At 32.0% G+C, this 16145-nt stretch carries 17 protein-coding genes; 14 read left to right on the top strand and 3 right to left on the bottom strand.

Annotation, left to right across the window (positions count from 1 at the left end; translation table 11 throughout):
* Nucleotide 1: 1 nt before the first annotated feature.
* Nucleotides 2-421, bottom strand: a complete 420-nt coding sequence (locus ACU68Y_RS07360) for a PPC domain-containing DNA-binding protein (RefSeq protein WP_094230233.1) — start codon at nucleotides 419-421, stop codon at nucleotides 2-4.
* A gap of 145 nt (nucleotides 422-566) precedes the next feature.
* Here ACU68Y_RS07360 and ACU68Y_RS07355 point away from each other — a divergent pair, with 145 nt between their 5' ends.
* The 10 genes from ACU68Y_RS07355 (at nucleotide 567) to ACU68Y_RS07310 (ending at nucleotide 9558) form a co-directional block, all read left to right on the top strand.
* On the top strand, nucleotides 567-1037 hold the full coding sequence (locus tag ACU68Y_RS07355) for an acyl-CoA thioesterase (RefSeq protein ID WP_002837204.1): 471 nt from the start codon (nucleotides 567-569) through the stop codon (nucleotides 1035-1037).
* Complete coding sequence (locus tag ACU68Y_RS07350; protein WP_446755797.1) at nucleotides 1034-3280, top strand: ATP-dependent DNA helicase; 2247 nt, start codon at nucleotides 1034-1036, stop codon at nucleotides 3278-3280. The genes ACU68Y_RS07355 and ACU68Y_RS07350 overlap by 4 nt, the downstream gene beginning before the upstream one ends.
* A gap of 78 nt (nucleotides 3281-3358) precedes the next feature.
* Nucleotides 3359-3619 (top strand): hypothetical protein, encoded by a 261-nt coding sequence (locus ACU68Y_RS07345; protein ID WP_002835237.1) that lies wholly within the window; start codon nucleotides 3359-3361, stop codon nucleotides 3617-3619.
* Nucleotides 3619-4950, top strand: a complete 1332-nt coding sequence (gene rlmD / locus ACU68Y_RS07340) for a 23S rRNA (uracil(1939)-C(5))-methyltransferase RlmD (protein ID WP_446755796.1) — start codon at nucleotides 3619-3621, stop codon at nucleotides 4948-4950. Before ACU68Y_RS07345 ends, rlmD begins: the two co-directional genes overlap by 1 nt.
* Nucleotides 4951-4968: 18 nt before the next feature.
* Nucleotides 4969-5721, top strand: a complete 753-nt coding sequence (locus tag ACU68Y_RS07335) for a class I SAM-dependent methyltransferase (RefSeq protein WP_446755795.1) — start codon at nucleotides 4969-4971, stop codon at nucleotides 5719-5721.
* Nucleotides 5722-6078: 357 nt separating this feature from the next.
* The gene (locus ACU68Y_RS07330) at nucleotides 6079-6603 is read left to right on the top strand and encodes a GNAT family N-acetyltransferase (RefSeq protein ID WP_446755794.1); all 525 of its coding nucleotides are present in this window, start codon (nucleotides 6079-6081) and stop codon (nucleotides 6601-6603) included.
* Between the two features lie 181 nt (nucleotides 6604-6784).
* Nucleotides 6785-7177: a ferritin family protein gene (locus ACU68Y_RS07325; RefSeq protein WP_094202891.1), complete on the top strand. Its 393-nt coding sequence runs from the start codon at nucleotides 6785-6787 to the stop codon at nucleotides 7175-7177.
* Between the two features lie 75 nt (nucleotides 7178-7252).
* Entirely contained in the window at nucleotides 7253-7564 is a 312-nt protein-coding gene (locus ACU68Y_RS07320; protein ID WP_316058131.1) for a hypothetical protein, read from the top strand.
* Between the two features lie 14 nt (nucleotides 7565-7578).
* Nucleotides 7579-8019, top strand: a complete 441-nt coding sequence (locus ACU68Y_RS07315) for a GNAT family N-acetyltransferase (RefSeq protein ID WP_446755793.1) — start codon at nucleotides 7579-7581, stop codon at nucleotides 8017-8019.
* A gap of 162 nt (nucleotides 8020-8181) precedes the next feature.
* Nucleotides 8182-9558 carry an ATP-binding protein gene (locus tag ACU68Y_RS07310; RefSeq protein ID WP_316449253.1) on the top strand — a complete coding sequence of 459 codons (1377 nt, stop codon included), beginning with the start codon at nucleotides 8182-8184 and terminating at the stop codon, nucleotides 9556-9558.
* Between the two features lie 49 nt (nucleotides 9559-9607).
* Here ACU68Y_RS07310 and ACU68Y_RS07305 read toward each other — a convergent pair whose 3' ends face one another.
* Both ACU68Y_RS07305 and ACU68Y_RS07300 read right to left on the bottom strand, forming a co-directional pair.
* Complete coding sequence (locus tag ACU68Y_RS07305; protein ID WP_446755792.1) at nucleotides 9608-11848, bottom strand: FtsX-like permease family protein; 2241 nt, start codon at nucleotides 11846-11848, stop codon at nucleotides 9608-9610.
* Entirely contained in the window at nucleotides 11848-12543 is a 696-nt protein-coding gene (locus tag ACU68Y_RS07300; RefSeq protein ID WP_002839555.1) for an ABC transporter ATP-binding protein, read from the bottom strand. The genes ACU68Y_RS07305 and ACU68Y_RS07300 overlap by 1 nt, the downstream gene beginning before the upstream one ends.
* 243 nt (nucleotides 12544-12786) lie before the next feature.
* On the opposite strand from ACU68Y_RS07300, the gene ACU68Y_RS07295 reads away from it, so the two are divergent.
* The 4 genes from ACU68Y_RS07295 (at nucleotide 12787) to ACU68Y_RS07280 (ending at nucleotide 16133) form a co-directional block, all read left to right on the top strand.
* The gene (locus ACU68Y_RS07295) at nucleotides 12787-13203 is read left to right on the top strand and encodes a hypothetical protein (RefSeq protein WP_002840088.1); all 417 of its coding nucleotides are present in this window, start codon (nucleotides 12787-12789) and stop codon (nucleotides 13201-13203) included.
* Nucleotides 13204-13212: 9 nt separating this feature from the next.
* Nucleotides 13213-13752 (top strand): DUF3783 domain-containing protein, encoded by a 540-nt coding sequence (locus tag ACU68Y_RS07290; RefSeq protein WP_002840080.1) that lies wholly within the window; start codon nucleotides 13213-13215, stop codon nucleotides 13750-13752.
* Between the two features lie 79 nt (nucleotides 13753-13831).
* Nucleotides 13832-14572, top strand: a complete 741-nt coding sequence (locus ACU68Y_RS07285; protein WP_002837317.1) for an ABC transporter ATP-binding protein — start codon at nucleotides 13832-13834, stop codon at nucleotides 14570-14572.
* Complete coding sequence (locus ACU68Y_RS07280; protein WP_446755791.1) at nucleotides 14559-16133, top strand: antibiotic ABC transporter permease; 1575 nt, start codon at nucleotides 14559-14561, stop codon at nucleotides 16131-16133. Before ACU68Y_RS07285 ends, ACU68Y_RS07280 begins: the two co-directional genes overlap by 14 nt.
* The last annotated feature ends 12 nt before the right edge of the window (nucleotides 16134-16145 follow it).

The raw sequence follows: 16145 nt of genomic DNA, 5'->3' as shown, positions 1-16145 counted from the left end.
TTTATATATCGTATAAATTTAAACCTGTTTCAGAATCTTTGAATCTATCAACTTTTTCGTCTATTTTATTAATTATGATTTCACAAGTTGCCGATATGATAGCCTCGTTCAAATGTCCACCGTGAACATTCAAATTCTCATCTGCAAATGTAATGTGCATGTGCAAATAAGGTTTGTCATTCATAGTAGAGATATTTCCAAGGATGCTCGTGATTTCCATTTCACCTGTGAAATTTTTCTTAGTGTATTCTTGTTTTTCAACACTATATAATCCCACAGTTATATTATCGCTGGCGCCAATTCCTGAAATAGAACCATTTTTTAGTTGAAGTTTGTCAACTAATTCGAATAATTTTTCTACAACGTCTTCGCCCTTTTCAATTCGGACTAAAACATTATCATAATATTCTCTATATTTCAAATCATTAACCTCCTGTAAAGTTCATACAATTTAATTATACATTTAATTTCTTTTTGTTTCAATTTAAAAAACTTGCGTTTGATTTCATTTTCCCGAAAATAATATTTTATACTATAATAGAAGTAGCAATTAAAAGGTGGATAATATGAAAGCAAAACAAGATACAAAAACAATTGTAAAATTCAGAGCAAATGGAGATATGGGAAATTTTTACGGACTTCTTCACGGAGGAGAATTATTCAAAATGATGGACACAATCGCAGGTGTGTGCACGAGAAGATTTTGTTCCAATAAAACATTGACAAAAGCCGTAAATAATTTGACATTCAACGCTCCAACAAAATTGGGAGAAATTATAAAAATCACAGCGATTATAGATTACGTTGGAAAAACTAGCATGGAATGTTTCGTTCGTGCAAAAGTTGAAGGCACAGATATCATAAAAGCTTCAGGATATTTCACAATGGTAAGTGTAGACGAAGACGGAGAATCGGAAATCGTAAATGAAACAATAGAATATGTAACAGATGAGGATAAAATGTATCGTGATTTAGCGATTGAAAGAAGAAAAATTTACAAAGAAGTAAACTTGCTTCAACAAAATTATAAACTATGAAAAAAGAAATTAAACTTTCTGTCAGAGATTTGGTTGAATACACTGAACGAAGTGGCGACATAGACGATAGGTTCAGAAATGTGTTCGACAGAGCAAAAGAAGGTCAGAAAATCCATAAAATGATTCAAAAAGAATACGATATTGGATTTTTGCCGGAAGTTACTCTCAAAAACACTACCCTCTACAAGTCGGTAAATTACATCGTGGAAGGTAGAGCTGACGGAATAGGAATTAAAAACGGCAAAACTTTAATAGATGAAATAAAATCGACTACGCGTGATTTGGAAGAATTGGAATACAATTCCAACAAATATCACTGGGCACAAGTAAAATGCTACGGGTATTTTTATTCCTTAGACAATGGCTTGGCAGATATTGATTTGCAGCTAACTTATTATCAAACTGATACCAAGAAAATAAAATTTATCAGGCAAAATTTTACTTTTGAAGAATTGAAAGAGTTTTATTTTTCATTGTTAGAAAAATATTCCGTGTTCACAGAATTAATCACACAGCACATAAAGAAGCGTGACGAATCCATTCAGAATTTGTCATTTCCATATCCTGCATTTAGGGCTGGTCAGAAGTATTTGAGCCAAAACGTCTACTCTGCAACCAAACAAGGTGTGAATTTGATGGTGGAAGCTGCAACAGGAATTGGCAAGACTATCTCCACGCTTTTTCCTTCAATTAAAGCTATGGGAGAAGATTTGACGGACAAGATTTTTTATTTGACTGCAAAGTCTACTCTTAAAAAAGCCTGCAACGACCAATTGTATTTGATGAAACAAAAAGGTTTGATAATAAAATCAGTAGAAATAATCGCAAAGAACAAGGTCTGTATCAATAATGAAGTTAAATGCAATCCAAATGATTGCGAATTTGCAAAAGGTCACTACGACAGGGTCAACAAATGCATTCTCGATATGCTTGAAAACGAAGATATTATCGTGGAAGAAATCATTAAAAAATACGCCTTCAAATACAGAGTGTGTCCGTTAGAGTTGGAGCTTGATTTGTCCAATTTCTGTGACATTGTGATTTGCGATTACAATTATGTTTTTGATCCAGTAGTTTATCTTAAAAGGTTTTTCGAAGTTCCTTATTTGAGGATGTCGCTATTGGTTGACGAAGCGCATAATTTGGTGAGTCGTGGGCGCGATATGTACTCTTATTCGTTGAGTTTCAACCAACTTATGGACTGTTGTGATGAGCTTGTAGACGAAAAAAAAGAACTTAAAATCAAACGTAATTTGAAAAAAATCGCCAAGCAAATAAAAGATGAAGCCTTGGGAAAACCTGTCAACACTTACGAGGATTTGTCAGTAGATTTGATTGATTATTGTGTCCGTTGCAAAGAATCCATGACGAAATTCTTGGTAGAAGAAAAAGACAAGCCATACTACGACAAAGTATTGGATGTGTATTTTGAAATCAATAAGTTTTTGAAGATTTCTGATTTTTACGATGATTCTTTCGTCACTTTGATAAAATCAGAAAACGATGACGTTATTTACAACATAATGTGTTTGAACACGCACAATATTTTTAAAAATCTTTTGAAAAAATGCAAATCAAATGTATTTTTCTCAGCAACTTTGTCTCCTATGACCTACTTTGCAGATGTATTGGGCTTGGAAAAATTCTACAACATAAGATTGGAATCTCCTTTCCCAAAAGAGAATTTGAAAGTAAATCACATCAACATTTCAACTAGATTTAAAGACCGCGAAGATACGAAATACAAAATTGCAGGAATTCTACGAAAAATCAACGAAAAGCCTGGAAACAAACTCATTTTCTTTCCTTCTTATTCGTACTTGGAATCAGTGTATGAGATTTGTGGTTTCGATATTTTAACGCAAGAACGAACGCTAACTGATATGGAAAGGTTGGAATTTTTGTCCCAATTTACAACAAGTTCAAACATAATGGCGTTTTGCGTTCTGGGTGGAGTTTTCAGTGAGGGCGTAGATTTGAGCGGCGACAGATTGAATACTGTAGGAATAATTTCAGTCGGACTTCCTGGAATTAGCGTAGAAAATGATTTGATCAAAAAATATTTCGACGAAAATGGAAAAAACGGATTCGATTACGCTTATGTGTATCCAGGAATGAACAAGGTGCACCAAGCTGGTGGAAGGTTGATTAGAACAGACACAGATACGGGAGAATTATTTTTGATTGACGATAGGTTTGACTCATATCCTTACAAATCACTTCTTCCGAATAGCTGGAAATAAATTTTTTGAGAAAAAAACAATTCGATATGGTAAAATTAATTTAATCCCAATGGGAAATTTTAAAATGAAGGTGAAATTATGTCAGAACAAATAGAATTTAGATTTGATACACAATTATTAATAGCAGGAGAAAACTTATCAAGCGATACAATTAGTGAATATATCACAGAACATTTCAAGGGCGATTGCCTTTTGGTTGTAGGTGGCGATGATTTAATTAAAATTCATTTCCATACTAATGAACCTTGGCAAGTATTGGAATACGGCCAATCAATCGGAGATATTCACGATATCGTCGTAGAAAATATGCAAAGACAAGCAGACGGTCTACAAGGATAATGAAAAAAATTTTAGAGGCAAAAGTAGAATACAATGTATTTCCCAACAAGGGAATTTGCAAAATAGACGATAATTTGTATTCTATAAAGAACACAATTCAAGGACAAACAATCTCTTTTCAACGAAAAAGAAAGAAAAAGGGATTTATTGAGGGAAAACTAGTTGAAAAACTAGAAAACTCCCCTCTTGAAACTGTTGAAGGTTGCCCTGTAAATGAAAGATGCGGCGGTTGTATTTATCAAAAATTAGAGTACGATGTGGAGTGCGATTTGAAGAAAAAAACACTCACTGAATTGTACAAAGATATTTACGATGAGGATATCACGTTTCATCCATCGCCTATTTTACAAGGCTACAGAAACAAAATGGAATACACTTTTGGAGATAGTGTCAAAGGTGGTCCACTTGTTTTGGGACTTCACACTAAAAACAAATTCTACGAAATAACAGACACCGTAGATTGCAATATCATCGATGAAGGTTTCAACAAAATCAGACAAGCTGTCCAAGAATATTTTCGTGACAAAAATTACGAATTTTTCAAAAAAATAAAACACACTGGGCTTTTGAGACACTTCATAATCAGAAAAAGTTTCAGTGAAGATGAGTACATGATTAATTTGGTAACGACAAGTGATGAGTTTGATGTGAATGATTTCGTTGAATTTGCAAAGCAAATCGACAACAGAATCGTATCGATTTATCACACAATTAACGATAATATTTCAGACGCAGTAATAGTCGACAAATTAGAATTGTTGCATGGCAAAGAATATTTGACAGAAAAAATAAACGGCTTGGAATTTAGAATATCTCCATTTTCATTCTTTCAGCCAAATCCCGCACAAGCAGAGCAAATTTATAACAGAGCCTTGGAATTGGCTGGAGATTTGTCAGGAAAAAACGTCTACGATTTGTATTGTGGAACTGGAACCATCGCACAAATTTTCGCTAAAAAATCTGAAAGCGTAATCGGAGTCGAAATAGTAGAAGAAGCAGTCGAAAAAGCCCAAGAAAACGCAGAACTAAATGGATTGACTAACACAGAGTTCATCTGCGATGATTGCTTGAATTTTATGGAAAAAGTTGAGAAAAAAGACGTAGTAGTCCTCGACCCACCAAGAGATGGAATTCATCCAAAAGCAATCGATCGATTAATTGACATCAATCCGGATAAATTCATCTACATTTCTTGCAATCCCATAACACAAAGAATGGATTTGGATAAATTTATCGAAAAAGGGTATAAAATCAAGTCATTGGAGTTTTTCGATCAGTTTCCAAGGACTTATCATGTGGAGACGGTTGTATTGATGTCAAGAATAAATTAGAATTTAGGAGGAAAAAGTATGAAATCATATCAAGATATAAATAAAGAAACTATAGATAAATGGATTGAAGAAGGATGGGAATGGGCTAAATCAATTTCACATGAAGAATATATTGATGCTAAAAATGGTAATTGGAATGTATTGTTAACACCAACAGTTCCTGTTCCACATGAATGGATTGGTAATATAAAAGATAAAAAAATATTGGGATTAGCTTCAGGAGGAGGACAACAAATGCCAATATTCAATGCCTTAGGTGCTAAATGTAGTGTAATTGACTATTCTTCAAAGCAAATTGAATCAGAATATAAAGTTGCAAAAAGGGAAGGTTATACGATAGAAGCAATAGAGGGTGATATGAGTAAAAAACTTCCATTTAATGATGAGACATTTGACATTGTTTTTCATCCTGTTTCAAATTGTTATGTTGAAGATGTGCGACATATTTTTAATGAGGCATATAGAGTGTTAAAAAAAGGAGGTACTTTTCTTGCTGGACTAAATAATGAAATAAACTATATTGTAGACCAAAATGAAAAAGAGATAGTTTGGAAAATGCCCTTTAATCCACTTAATGACGAAAAAGCTAAAGAGTTCATGGTTAAAGAAAATGCGGGAATGCAGTTTTCTCATAATATGACAGAGCAGATAGGTGGGCAATTAAAAGCAGGATTCACACTAGTAGATATTTACGAAGATACCAACGGATTTGGAAGACTACATGAATTGAATATTAAAACTTATATAGCTACAAAGTCGATTAAGAAATAATTTCTAACTTATAAATAATGATAAATTCCAGTTTGTCGAGTTGATACTTTTTAACGATAGCTTCTACTTATCTTTAAAAGATTTATGGATATATTTCCACATACGAGGCTTTTGAAAAATAACCAATGTTATCCATACTGACCACTCAAGACACTGCGAAGCTGTTGTTTTGTTGGAGAAGAGTTAGAAAAAACTGAGTACTTGAAATTAATATATTATTGATTTTGTGGATTTACTATTAAAAGGTTAGTATTTTGAAATTAGTGGTCGAAAATTTCTTTCAAATTCTTGTTTTTAGCTACATTTTGGATATTGAGTAGGTTGTGTGCATGGTATGGATGGAATTAAGGAAAATATATGAAACTAAAATTAATTAAACTAACTAAAGAATATGAATTAAAGCTTGGTGAGATGATTGATGAATGGAAGATTGACCAAGAAATGAATAACACAAACTCTTCTCCATGGTCAATATTTAAAAATGATTACCATGATTTTGACTATTATCTAAATAACTTAGAAATAAAATCTAAAACTGAAAATAAAGTTCCAGATTCAGTTTTCTTCCTTTTAGATGAAGAAAGAGATAGGCTTTTAGGATCTGTAAATATTCGCCACTATTTAAATGAGTCACTTTTGAAAGAAGGTGGACATATTGGAGATGGAATAAGACCCAGTGAGAGAAAAAAAGGCTATGCAACAGAAATGGTAAGACTAGCTTTGATAGAGTGTAAAAAATTGGGAATTGCAAGAGTACTTATGATTTGTGATAAAGAAAATATAGGATCAGCTAAGTCTATTATTAAAAATGGTGGAGTACTTGAAAATGAGTTTGTTAACTCATATGGTAAGACAATTCAAAGATATTGGATAGACAATTAATTGTGTTTAAAAGTACCGCGTAAAACTACAATAGAGCAATAAAAAATTTATATTTAAATTTAAAGCCCGGCTTTATCACAATTGATAATAGTCGGGTTTTTGTTTTGTGGTAAAATTAAATTAACTAAAAAATTATTCTATGAATTTAAGGAAACTAATCGAATCTAAAAAAGGAGAAGAAATGAATATAACACAAAAAGATATGAAAATACTATTGAAATCGCAACAAGGTGAATTAGATGTTGTGTTAATGTATCGTGCACTTGCAGATACTGTAAAGGATGCAAATGACCAAGAAACTTTTCGTAAGCTTGCAGCAGAAGAAGGACATCATGCATCTGTATTCCACAAGCTTACAAAAGAAAATCTGAAACCTAAAAAAACCAAGGCGATAATTATTCCTTTGCTTTATAAGATAATAGGAAAGAAAAAATTATATAAACTAATTGCAAATGGAGAATACAATGCTGCTAATACCTATGCACCAGTTGCTGAAAAATTCCCAGAAATAGAAAGTGTCAAAAACGATGAAAAAAGACACGGTGATATTGTAAGTTCGTTAATTAAGAATTAATTTGGATTTTGATAAATAATACTATTAGCGTTATAATATAACAATATTAAATTTTAAATACACAAGGAGGATTTCATGAAATTAGAAGATTTTACAGAAAAAGAACAATCAGAAATCAACGACGGAATATCTTCATCAGAAATCAGTGACAAAGAAGCCGCAGATAAAATATTAGCATTAGTTCCAGATGGATGGATCAAAAAAATTCCGTTTTTTGTAAGAAAACACTCAACGACTAAAACAATAGAAAGAATTGCTAACCAATATCCTGAACTTTACGCTGTAGCAAAAAGAGAAGGCGAACTTCCTGAAAAAGAACGTGACGAATTGCAAAAAATCATCACAGATATTTTTAAGGAAAAAATGGCAAAACACAATATAAAATAATTAGAGAATTTCCTATGGACACTATAATAGTCAATGATAGAATCAAACTTATTCCCTATTTTGAAAATTACGATACTACTTTGAAATGGTACGAAGATAAGGATGTATGCAAACAAGTAGACAACATTGATTTCGTATACGATATTGATAGGCTTCAAAAAATGTACAATTATTTGAATACTCATGGAAAGTTGTTCTACATTGAATACAATAACGAATTAGTTGGAGATATTTCCTTGACTGATGAAGCAGAAATAACAATAGTTGTGTGCAAAGAATTTCAAAATAAACACATCGGTAGAAATTGTGTCACAAAAATTTTGGAATTAGCAAAAGAAAATGGATTAAAATCTGTCACTGCAAATATCTACGCTTTTAATCATCAAAGCAGAAAAATGTTTGAAGCTGTAGGTTTTAAGCAAATCGATGAAGAAATATTTGAATACAAATTTTAAGCGGCGAACTTGTCGCTTTTTTTGTTTCAAAAAATTACTAAACTATTTCAAAACTTTTCAACTAATTATTATTTTGATATTTTTAATGCAACATCGTGATATACAATATCGTAATATTGCATTGTACGATATTGTGTTCTATAATAGAGATGAGGTGAGAATATGAAATTTATTGGTCGTGAAAATGAACTAGAAAAACTAAATACAGAATTTTCTAAAGAGATGTTTTCCATGTGTGTAATTTACGGTCGAAGAAGAGTCGGAAAAACCTATTTGATTCAAAAATTTATGAAAGAAAAATCTGGATCGTATTTTGTCGGTGTAGAATCTGATAAGTTTATCAACTTGAATCATTTGTCACAATCAATTTATAAGGCATGTGATTATGATGAAAATTTACCTGCATTTATTGATATTGATCATGCGTTTAGATTTCTATTCGAATATTCCGTCAATCACAGAATTGCATTCGTCATTGATGAGTATCCATACATTGCTGAATCTTTCCCATCAATTTCCTCAGTTCTTCAAAATTTGATTGACGAATTCAAAGCGACAAGCAAATTGTTTTTAATATTATGTGGTTCATCTATGAGTTTTATGGAAAACCAAGTTTTAGGATATAAAAGCCCTCTTTATGGAAGAAGATCAATTCAACTAAAAATAAATCCTTTTTCCTATAAGGAATCTGCAAAATTTGTAGAGAATTATTCTAATCATGACAAGGCAATTGTTTTTGGATTAACTGGAGGCGTTGCAGAATATCTAGTTTTTTTTGATGATTCTATTAGTTTACAAGAAAATATAATCAATAATTTTTTGTCGGTGCAAGGCAGATTATACGAAGAACCTTCTAATTTATTGAAACAAGAACTCAGGGACCCAAAAAGATACAACGATATTTTGTATTTAATTTCCCATGGACAAACCAAAGTATCTGAAATATCCAATAAATTAGGTGTACAATCCGGCTCAATCAGTCCTTATCTTGAAAGTTTGATAGAACTTGGAATTATTGAAAGAAAAACCCCTGTGACTAATCGCAAATCTAATCGCCCTATTTATTTGATTAAAGACACGATGTTTAATTTCTGGTACAAATTTGTACAACCTAATCTCAATTTGATAAATCTCGAATTGGGTCACAGAGTATACTCAGAAAAAATAGAAAATTCTATAAATGATTATATGGGTAAAATTTTCGAAAAAATTTCGATAGAGTACTTGGAATACAGAATCAAATCTGGAGATTTGAGATTCTTACCTACCGATTATGGCAATTGGTGGGGAAATGATTCTCTTCGTAAAAAACAATCAGAAATTGATATATTAGCTTACGACAGTGAAAATTATCTGTTCGTGGAATGCAAATGGAGAAATGGACTTTGTCCGAAATCTGTACTCAATGAATTAATTGAAAAATCGAAAATATTTAACAGCAACCAAAAATTTTACTGGATAATTAGCATGTCTGGCTTTGAAGATTTTTCATACGATGACAATGTTGAGCTTATTACGTTAGATGACATGTACGCTTAGTTTCAACTAAAAAATCACCCCAAAGTCTACAAAAACTTTGGGGTTTTGTTTATCCATTAATGGTTTTCAATTCTTTTACCATATCGAGTTTTGATATTTTTATTTTTTGAAGCAATTGAATAACCGCAAAAATTATTATGCTGTACAAAATCGCGAGCAAGTACATATGCACAGGAATTTTTGCTATAATGTACGCATCAAACTTCGACATCACTACTAATATGATAAGTTTAAATAATTTATCTATTAAAGGTATCATAATTAGCTGGAAGACAACCAGCATTACAAATACAATATTAACGTAAATACTCATTATCTCACCGTCATTGTATCCAAAGATTTTGAGATACGATATGTTGAGCTTGGACTTGTCGAGTATGATGTTGGAAATTATAAATGTGATTATCAGATAAAATCCAATTCCAATATAAAACAACATTTTAAAAACAACTCCGAAACTATCCAAAAAGTGAATCATAAATTTATCCATCTCGTCTCTGTTGATTTTTGTGATTAAATTAGAATTGGAAATGTGGAGCTTGCTGTTCGATTGATAAGCATTAAAATATCCACTATCTTTTTCGATAATTTTATTCAGCAATTCTCTTTTGGTGAATATCTGATACAAATTATTATCTTCGTCAACACCTTTTATCTTTAATTCTAGTGTTTTGCTGTTATAAGGCTCTGTGATTTTGATTTTGTCGTTTATTTTATGTTCAAATCTCTGCAAAAATCCCTTCGACACAACTACTTCATCTTTTTTTAATTGCGATAAGTTTTTGATTTTATAATTGGAATTGTCATCTAATCCATAAAACTGAACTTTTTTATTGTCATTATCCGTCAATTCAACGTCTAAAATTGTCGACTTGTCAGCTTTTACGTTTTTTTCTTCAGTTCGCACAAAATAAGTGTAGTTGTATTTCATCGTGTTTTTCATATTTTCAGAGTACGACTCGAAAATAGGCTTGAGTGACAAACCATATAACAGTATCATATTTGCTAGGAAAATGCCAAAAACAAGTGCGATAAGGTTGAATTTGTTGTCCAAGAACATTCTGAGTTTGAATTTGGTCATGATATTAAATTTTGTGAGTTTCACCTTGGATTTTCTTTTTTCTCTTTTGAAGGTTCCCCTTAAAAATTCCAATGGCGTAGCTTTCAATTTCATCGAAATAACCAACAAATTAATTACCATATAAATTGTAAGAGGAATTATGCAAGTTATCAAAAACGACCTCAAACTTATAATCGGTTTGAATTTTGGCAAATCAAAACTTTGGTAGTACAAAAATACGTATTTTTTGTAAGCATAGGAATATGAAATCACATTCCCAACAACAGCCGAAAACAACGTCATAATTACAGGTGTTATCATATAATTTTTCAGTAATTCAGCCTTCGTGTATCCAGATGCTAACAGCGTTCCTATTACGGATGATTCCTTCTCTATCATACTTTTAATTTGAACGGCGCTAACAAAAGCAAGCGCTATGAACAAAATAACCATAAAAGTTGTCATTGTCGGAACGTCTCCGTCCATATCGTCCATTAAGTAAGTTATGCAGTGATTGTCGTATCTCGTAACTGCATCTATCACGGCGTTTTTCTTCATAATAATCTTAATCAAATCTTTTAGCTTATCGTTGGCAGGTTTTTTTGTTAAGTTGTTTTTTGTGTGATAAGAATAAGTGTATTTGATGGGGACATCTTTGAATAACTCAAATCCATCTTTATCTAACAGACAAGTGCCATAATATCCGGTGTCCATTACGAGGTCATCTCTATTTCTCAGAATTGATGAGTAATCCGGCAGTGAAACAATGCCCACGACTTTGAAATTTTTGTCGTTTAATTTTATCGAATCTTCCAGTTTTATTTTGTTGGCTCTTGCGTAATTTCCGGAAATAGCCACCTCATCTTTTCTTTCAGCAAGCCTTCCTTCTAAAATTTGAGCTATATTAATGTTTTTTCTGTTGATGAAAGCTTTGAGTTTTCTTTCATTTGTATGAGAAATCTCAACATTGAAATTTTCGTACAAATCTATATTTTCGTCTTCAAGTTTTCCTTTTGTAACATCATCAAGCGGATAAATCGTCGTAAATTGTCCATCTTCGACTTTCCCCTTGTTTATTTGCTCGTAATATAGAGCCTTTATTGAATCTTGTGAAGTGAAAAAAGATGACGAAAAAACAACAACAAAAACCATAGCTAAAATAATCGGCAAATATTTTGCAGGATTTTTCACAAGTTGCCTTGCTATCCTTTTGTTAATTGGATTTCTCATTACCAAGTCACCTCATTCGCAGAGATTTTTTCTTTATTTTCTTCGATTGATTTTATCGAGCCATTGTGAATAGATAATATCACATCGCACATTTTCGAAATTTGCGTGTTGTGCGTTGCGATTATTATAGTTGAGCCATAAAGTTTGTTGAGTTTTTCAATCAAAACCAAAACATCCTTTGCGCTCTCGTAATCCAATGCCCCAGTCGGCTCATCACAAATCAATAATTTTGGCCTTTTGATGATAGCCCTTCCTATTGATGTTCTTTGAGCTTGTCCTCCAGATATTTCGTTGGGGAATTTGTAAATATGCTCCTTTAATCCCAAATCGTCAATCAAACCATCTATATCTATTGGATTATTTGATAAATATTTTCCAACTTCAATATTTTCCAACACATTTAGATTGCTGACTAAGTTGTAGAATTGGAAAACGAATCCAACATAATTTCGCCTGTACTTTTCAAGTTCTTTTTTGCTGATGGATTCAAGTTTATTATCGAAAACATCTACCTCACCTTCATCTATAGTTTCAATTCCGCCGAGTATGTTCAATAAAGTGGATTTGCCCGAGCCAGATGGCCCCAAAATGCAAATTATTTGACCATCTTTTATTTCCAAATCAATTCCTTTAAGTACCTCAATAGATTCTTGACCAGAGCTGTAGCTCTTGTGTAAATTATTTACTTTTATCATTTCGTCCTCCTTTCAATATTGATTATCGTTACTGATATTATATCACTTTTTCACTTTAGCATATTTAAAATTTTCGAATTTTTCGTTCATTCGTATAAATTGAATTATCAGATAGTTTGTATTTTGTTTTATGTTTTGTAATAATTATTTTCAGTTGATTGAGTATTATATTTCTGATTTGTGATATTATAAGTATGATAGCAAAAATTAAAAAATAAATTTTTGAATTTAAGGAGGGTTTTTATGCTTGAGTTTTTGAAAAAGGGAGTTTTTAGTGGAACTGATGAGTTTTTAGAGCAAAATAGTAAATTGATTTTGAAAACTTCAGAAAAAACATTCGACTCTCCCCTATTCGATATAGTTTTAGATGAGATAGACAAGATTTCAGAAGATGCGTTAAGAAATTACAAGGAAGTGAGATCTGGTAAGAAGACTTACTTTTTCTCGTTGGAATTTGTGGGCGAAAGTTTCATTCAAGCGACTTTTATTCCTGCTGCTGATGAGTGTGTCTATCATATTGAATATATGAAGGATATCGCTGACAGTTTGGTAAAGTGTGTCGATGATGTGAGTGTCGAAGACACGAAGGATTTGTTCAAAGATTTTTATAATAAAAAACCTTTGAGTGATGATTTTGATTGGGAAGATATGAATATTTAAGGAGGTTTTATGGCTAGATCGATTTTAATTTACAATATGCCTGAAAATATTAAAGAATTTTTGGTGATAGAATCTGAAAAGCACGATTTTGAAATAATTGAATGCGATGATTCTGATTTGCGCACTAAAATATCTGTGCTTTTAAAAGAAGAAGACGGTGACAAAATTGAATGTGCTGAAGAAGGTGTGAATATTAATTTTCTTATGATTAATAAATTCAACAATCAAATTTTGAATAGATTTTTGAAAGATATGCAACGTGAAGATGTCTACATTCCAAACAAATGTGTCACAACAGAACACAATATCAATTGGCCACTTAAGCAACTTCTTTTGGAAAACAAGGAAGAACACGAAGTGATGACGATTTACAAGGAGCTTGCTTCTCTTAGATCACAAGCTATTCGATTGTACAAAGAAAACGACGATGATGAACTTTATGAAACTATTACTGAAGTCACTGAATATATGCAACCAAAAGAATTTGAAAAGGATGAACTTATCAGAAGATTCAACCACTTAAAATCAGTTATAGAAAGAATTAGCTAGCAATAGCTAATTCTTTTTTTGACATTATATTTTCAGTGTGTTACAATTATCATACAGTATGATACATGAGGAGGTACTTATGATTACTTTTGAGAATGTGACAAAAAAATACGACAAGAAAATCGCTTTGGACAATTTGAATCTTACAATTAATAGCGGCGAAATATTCGGTCTTATCGGCCACAACGGAGCCGGTAAATCAACTACGATAAAATCCTTGGTTGGCGTTATCAAACCTGAAGAAGGAACTATCAAAATCGATGGCGTCGATGTAAGAGAAAATCCAATGGAAGCTAAGAAAAAAATCGGATATGTATCTGACAGTCCAGATATGTTTTTGAAGATGACTCCTTACGAATTTTGGAGATTTGTCGGAACGATTTATGAAATTGAAGAAAACAAATTCAACGCTACTTGCAAGATGCTTTCCGAAAAATTTGATTTGACAGAATTCTTCCAACCAATTGAGTCTTTTTCACATGGTATGAGACAAAAAGTTTTCGTAATAGCTGCTCTGTTATCTGATCCAGATGTGTGGGTATTGGACGAACCGTTGACAGGACTTGACCCACAAAGCTCTTACAATTTGAAGGAAATGATGAGAGAACACGCAAACAAAGGAAATACTGTTTTGTTCTCAACTCATATTTTGGAAATTGCAGAAAAACTTTGCGACAGAATCGGAATTTTACAAAAAGGAAAACTCATATTCTTGGGTACTGTTCAAGAATTAAAAGACTTGCATCCAAATCAATCCTTGGAAGAAATTTATCTTGAAATGATAAAATCACACGATGAGGTTCCAAATGAACAAAACTAAATTAAAAGAATTGATGAAAATCGACTTACTGAATATCAATCCTATGCTCACAGGTCAAATCAGACAGAAGACCAAGCCTGCGGATAATAAAAGTATTTACAAGAAAATTATCAGACAATATATAATGTCTGCTGTGATGATGATTGTAATTTACGGGCTTATGTTCGGACTTATATTCGATTACAGCAAGGCACCGAAGGCGTATGATTTGTTCGTGTTTTACTTGGTGATTTTGGGAACTTTGCAAAACTTTATCAGCGTATTCAATCTTTTTTATGAAAACAAGGATTCGTTGAAGATGTCCTACTTTCCAATTAGTCAGAAAGAAATGTTCATATCCAAGACTTTCTTGACAATGTTGAGTTCGCTGACAGTTTTAAGTCCGATATTATTGTTGTCTATAAAATTTTTCATTGATTTTAAATTCAATATATTCTTGGCGATTTTGTACGGAATTTTGAATTTCGTAGTTTTATTCGTTTTTACAATAATTTTGAATATCGTCGTTGCAGAACTTTTGGTGAGAACATCTGCATTGTACAAATTCAACACGCAAATAATGGTTGGGCTTAATATTTTTATTCAAGTCGTTGCCATTGTATTTGTAATTTTTATTCAAAATTCAAAAATCATGAAGAACGCCACAGGACTTGGCCCTATTTCAGGATTACTTCACAATCCAGTTTCAGCGATTATTTTCATCGCTATATTGGCAGTTGTTGAGGTTATTTTAGGAAAGGCAATTCTTGAATTCGCATCGAAGAACTTGTATGAACACATGAGCGATATTCAAAACAAGAAAAATTCTATTAGACGAACAAAAGTCGACAAAGAGCCTAGCAACATTGGCAAAGAAATGTTCAAATACAATAAAATGCTTTTGAGTGATGCTACAACTATCACATCTTGCATTTTATTCCCAGTAATGTTTCCAATAATAATGACATTTACTAACGTGACTAATATGAGAAGTGACATTGGGACAAGTATTTCCGATGTGCAATCACTTGCAGTAGCGCTTAGCATTTCATTTATGTACAGTGTGTTCATCGGGCTATTCCCTATGAATTTGCAATCGATAATAGTTTCATTAGACGGACAAAACCACGATTATTTGATGAGTCTGCCAATGAGTAAGAAAACTTATTTGAATGAAAAAGTTAAATTCTCATTTATAATAATGGGAGTATTTTCTGCACTTGCAATATTAGGATTTTCCTTATTCTTCAGAGTAAAAATCCATTTCATAATACTTGCAATTGTGTTGAATTTAATATCGATATTCGTATTTTGCAGATTCAAAGTTGCAGGCGATTACAAACACAAATACGTGAATTGGTCTAGCATTTCAGATATTATGAACAGACAATCGAAGTTTGCTTATGTAATTAAAATGATGGGACTTACATTCTTGACAATAGCAATATTCTCTGCCGTAATGTTTAGCATACAATCAGTTCCAATTAAATGGATTCTTATGGGAATATCAATCCCATGGGCATTAATAGTAATAGGAATCGAACTTTACAACCAATTTGGTTTTTGGAGAACAATTAAATAGACAAACTAAAAT

It is taken from the genome of Finegoldia sp. P1-F-LS, assembly GCF_052932205.1.
Note: the sequence above shows the minus strand (reverse complement) of the source record. Positions and strands in the feature narration are given on the sequence as shown.

Excerpts from the sequence above, each read along its gene's own strand:
- ACU68Y_RS07330 (WP_446755794.1), top strand. The coding sequence starts at position 6,079 with ATGAAACTAAAATTAATTAAACTAACTAAAGAATATGAATTAAAGCTT.
- rlmD (WP_446755796.1), top strand. The coding sequence starts at position 3,619 with ATGAAAAAAATTTTAGAGGCAAAAGTAGAATACAATGTATTTCCCAAC.
- ACU68Y_RS07325 (WP_094202891.1), top strand. The coding sequence starts at position 6,785 with ATGAATATAACACAAAAAGATATGAAAATACTATTGAAATCGCAACAA.
- ACU68Y_RS07290 (WP_002840080.1), top strand. The coding sequence starts at position 13,213 with ATGGCTAGATCGATTTTAATTTACAATATGCCTGAAAATATTAAAGAA.
- ACU68Y_RS07320 (WP_316058131.1), top strand. The coding sequence starts at position 7,253 with ATGAAATTAGAAGATTTTACAGAAAAAGAACAATCAGAAATCAACGAC.
- ACU68Y_RS07285 (WP_002837317.1), top strand. The coding sequence starts at position 13,832 with ATGATTACTTTTGAGAATGTGACAAAAAAATACGACAAGAAAATCGCT.
- ACU68Y_RS07305 (WP_446755792.1), bottom strand. The coding sequence starts at position 11,848 with ATGAGAAATCCAATTAACAAAAGGATAGCAAGGCAACTTGTGAAAAAT.
- ACU68Y_RS07315 (WP_446755793.1), top strand. The coding sequence starts at position 7,579 with ATGGACACTATAATAGTCAATGATAGAATCAAACTTATTCCCTATTTT.
- ACU68Y_RS07295 (WP_002840088.1), top strand. The coding sequence starts at position 12,787 with ATGCTTGAGTTTTTGAAAAAGGGAGTTTTTAGTGGAACTGATGAGTTT.
- ACU68Y_RS07350 (WP_446755797.1), top strand. The coding sequence starts at position 1,034 with ATGAAAAAAGAAATTAAACTTTCTGTCAGAGATTTGGTTGAATACACT.
- ACU68Y_RS07335 (WP_446755795.1), top strand. The coding sequence starts at position 4,969 with ATGAAATCATATCAAGATATAAATAAAGAAACTATAGATAAATGGATT.
- ACU68Y_RS07355 (WP_002837204.1), top strand. The coding sequence starts at position 567 with ATGAAAGCAAAACAAGATACAAAAACAATTGTAAAATTCAGAGCAAAT.
- ACU68Y_RS07310 (WP_316449253.1), top strand. The coding sequence starts at position 8,182 with ATGAAATTTATTGGTCGTGAAAATGAACTAGAAAAACTAAATACAGAA.
- ACU68Y_RS07280 (WP_446755791.1), top strand. The coding sequence starts at position 14,559 with ATGAACAAAACTAAATTAAAAGAATTGATGAAAATCGACTTACTGAAT.
- ACU68Y_RS07300 (WP_002839555.1), bottom strand. The coding sequence starts at position 12,543 with ATGATAAAAGTAAATAATTTACACAAGAGCTACAGCTCTGGTCAAGAA.
- ACU68Y_RS07345 (WP_002835237.1), top strand. The coding sequence starts at position 3,359 with ATGTCAGAACAAATAGAATTTAGATTTGATACACAATTATTAATAGCA.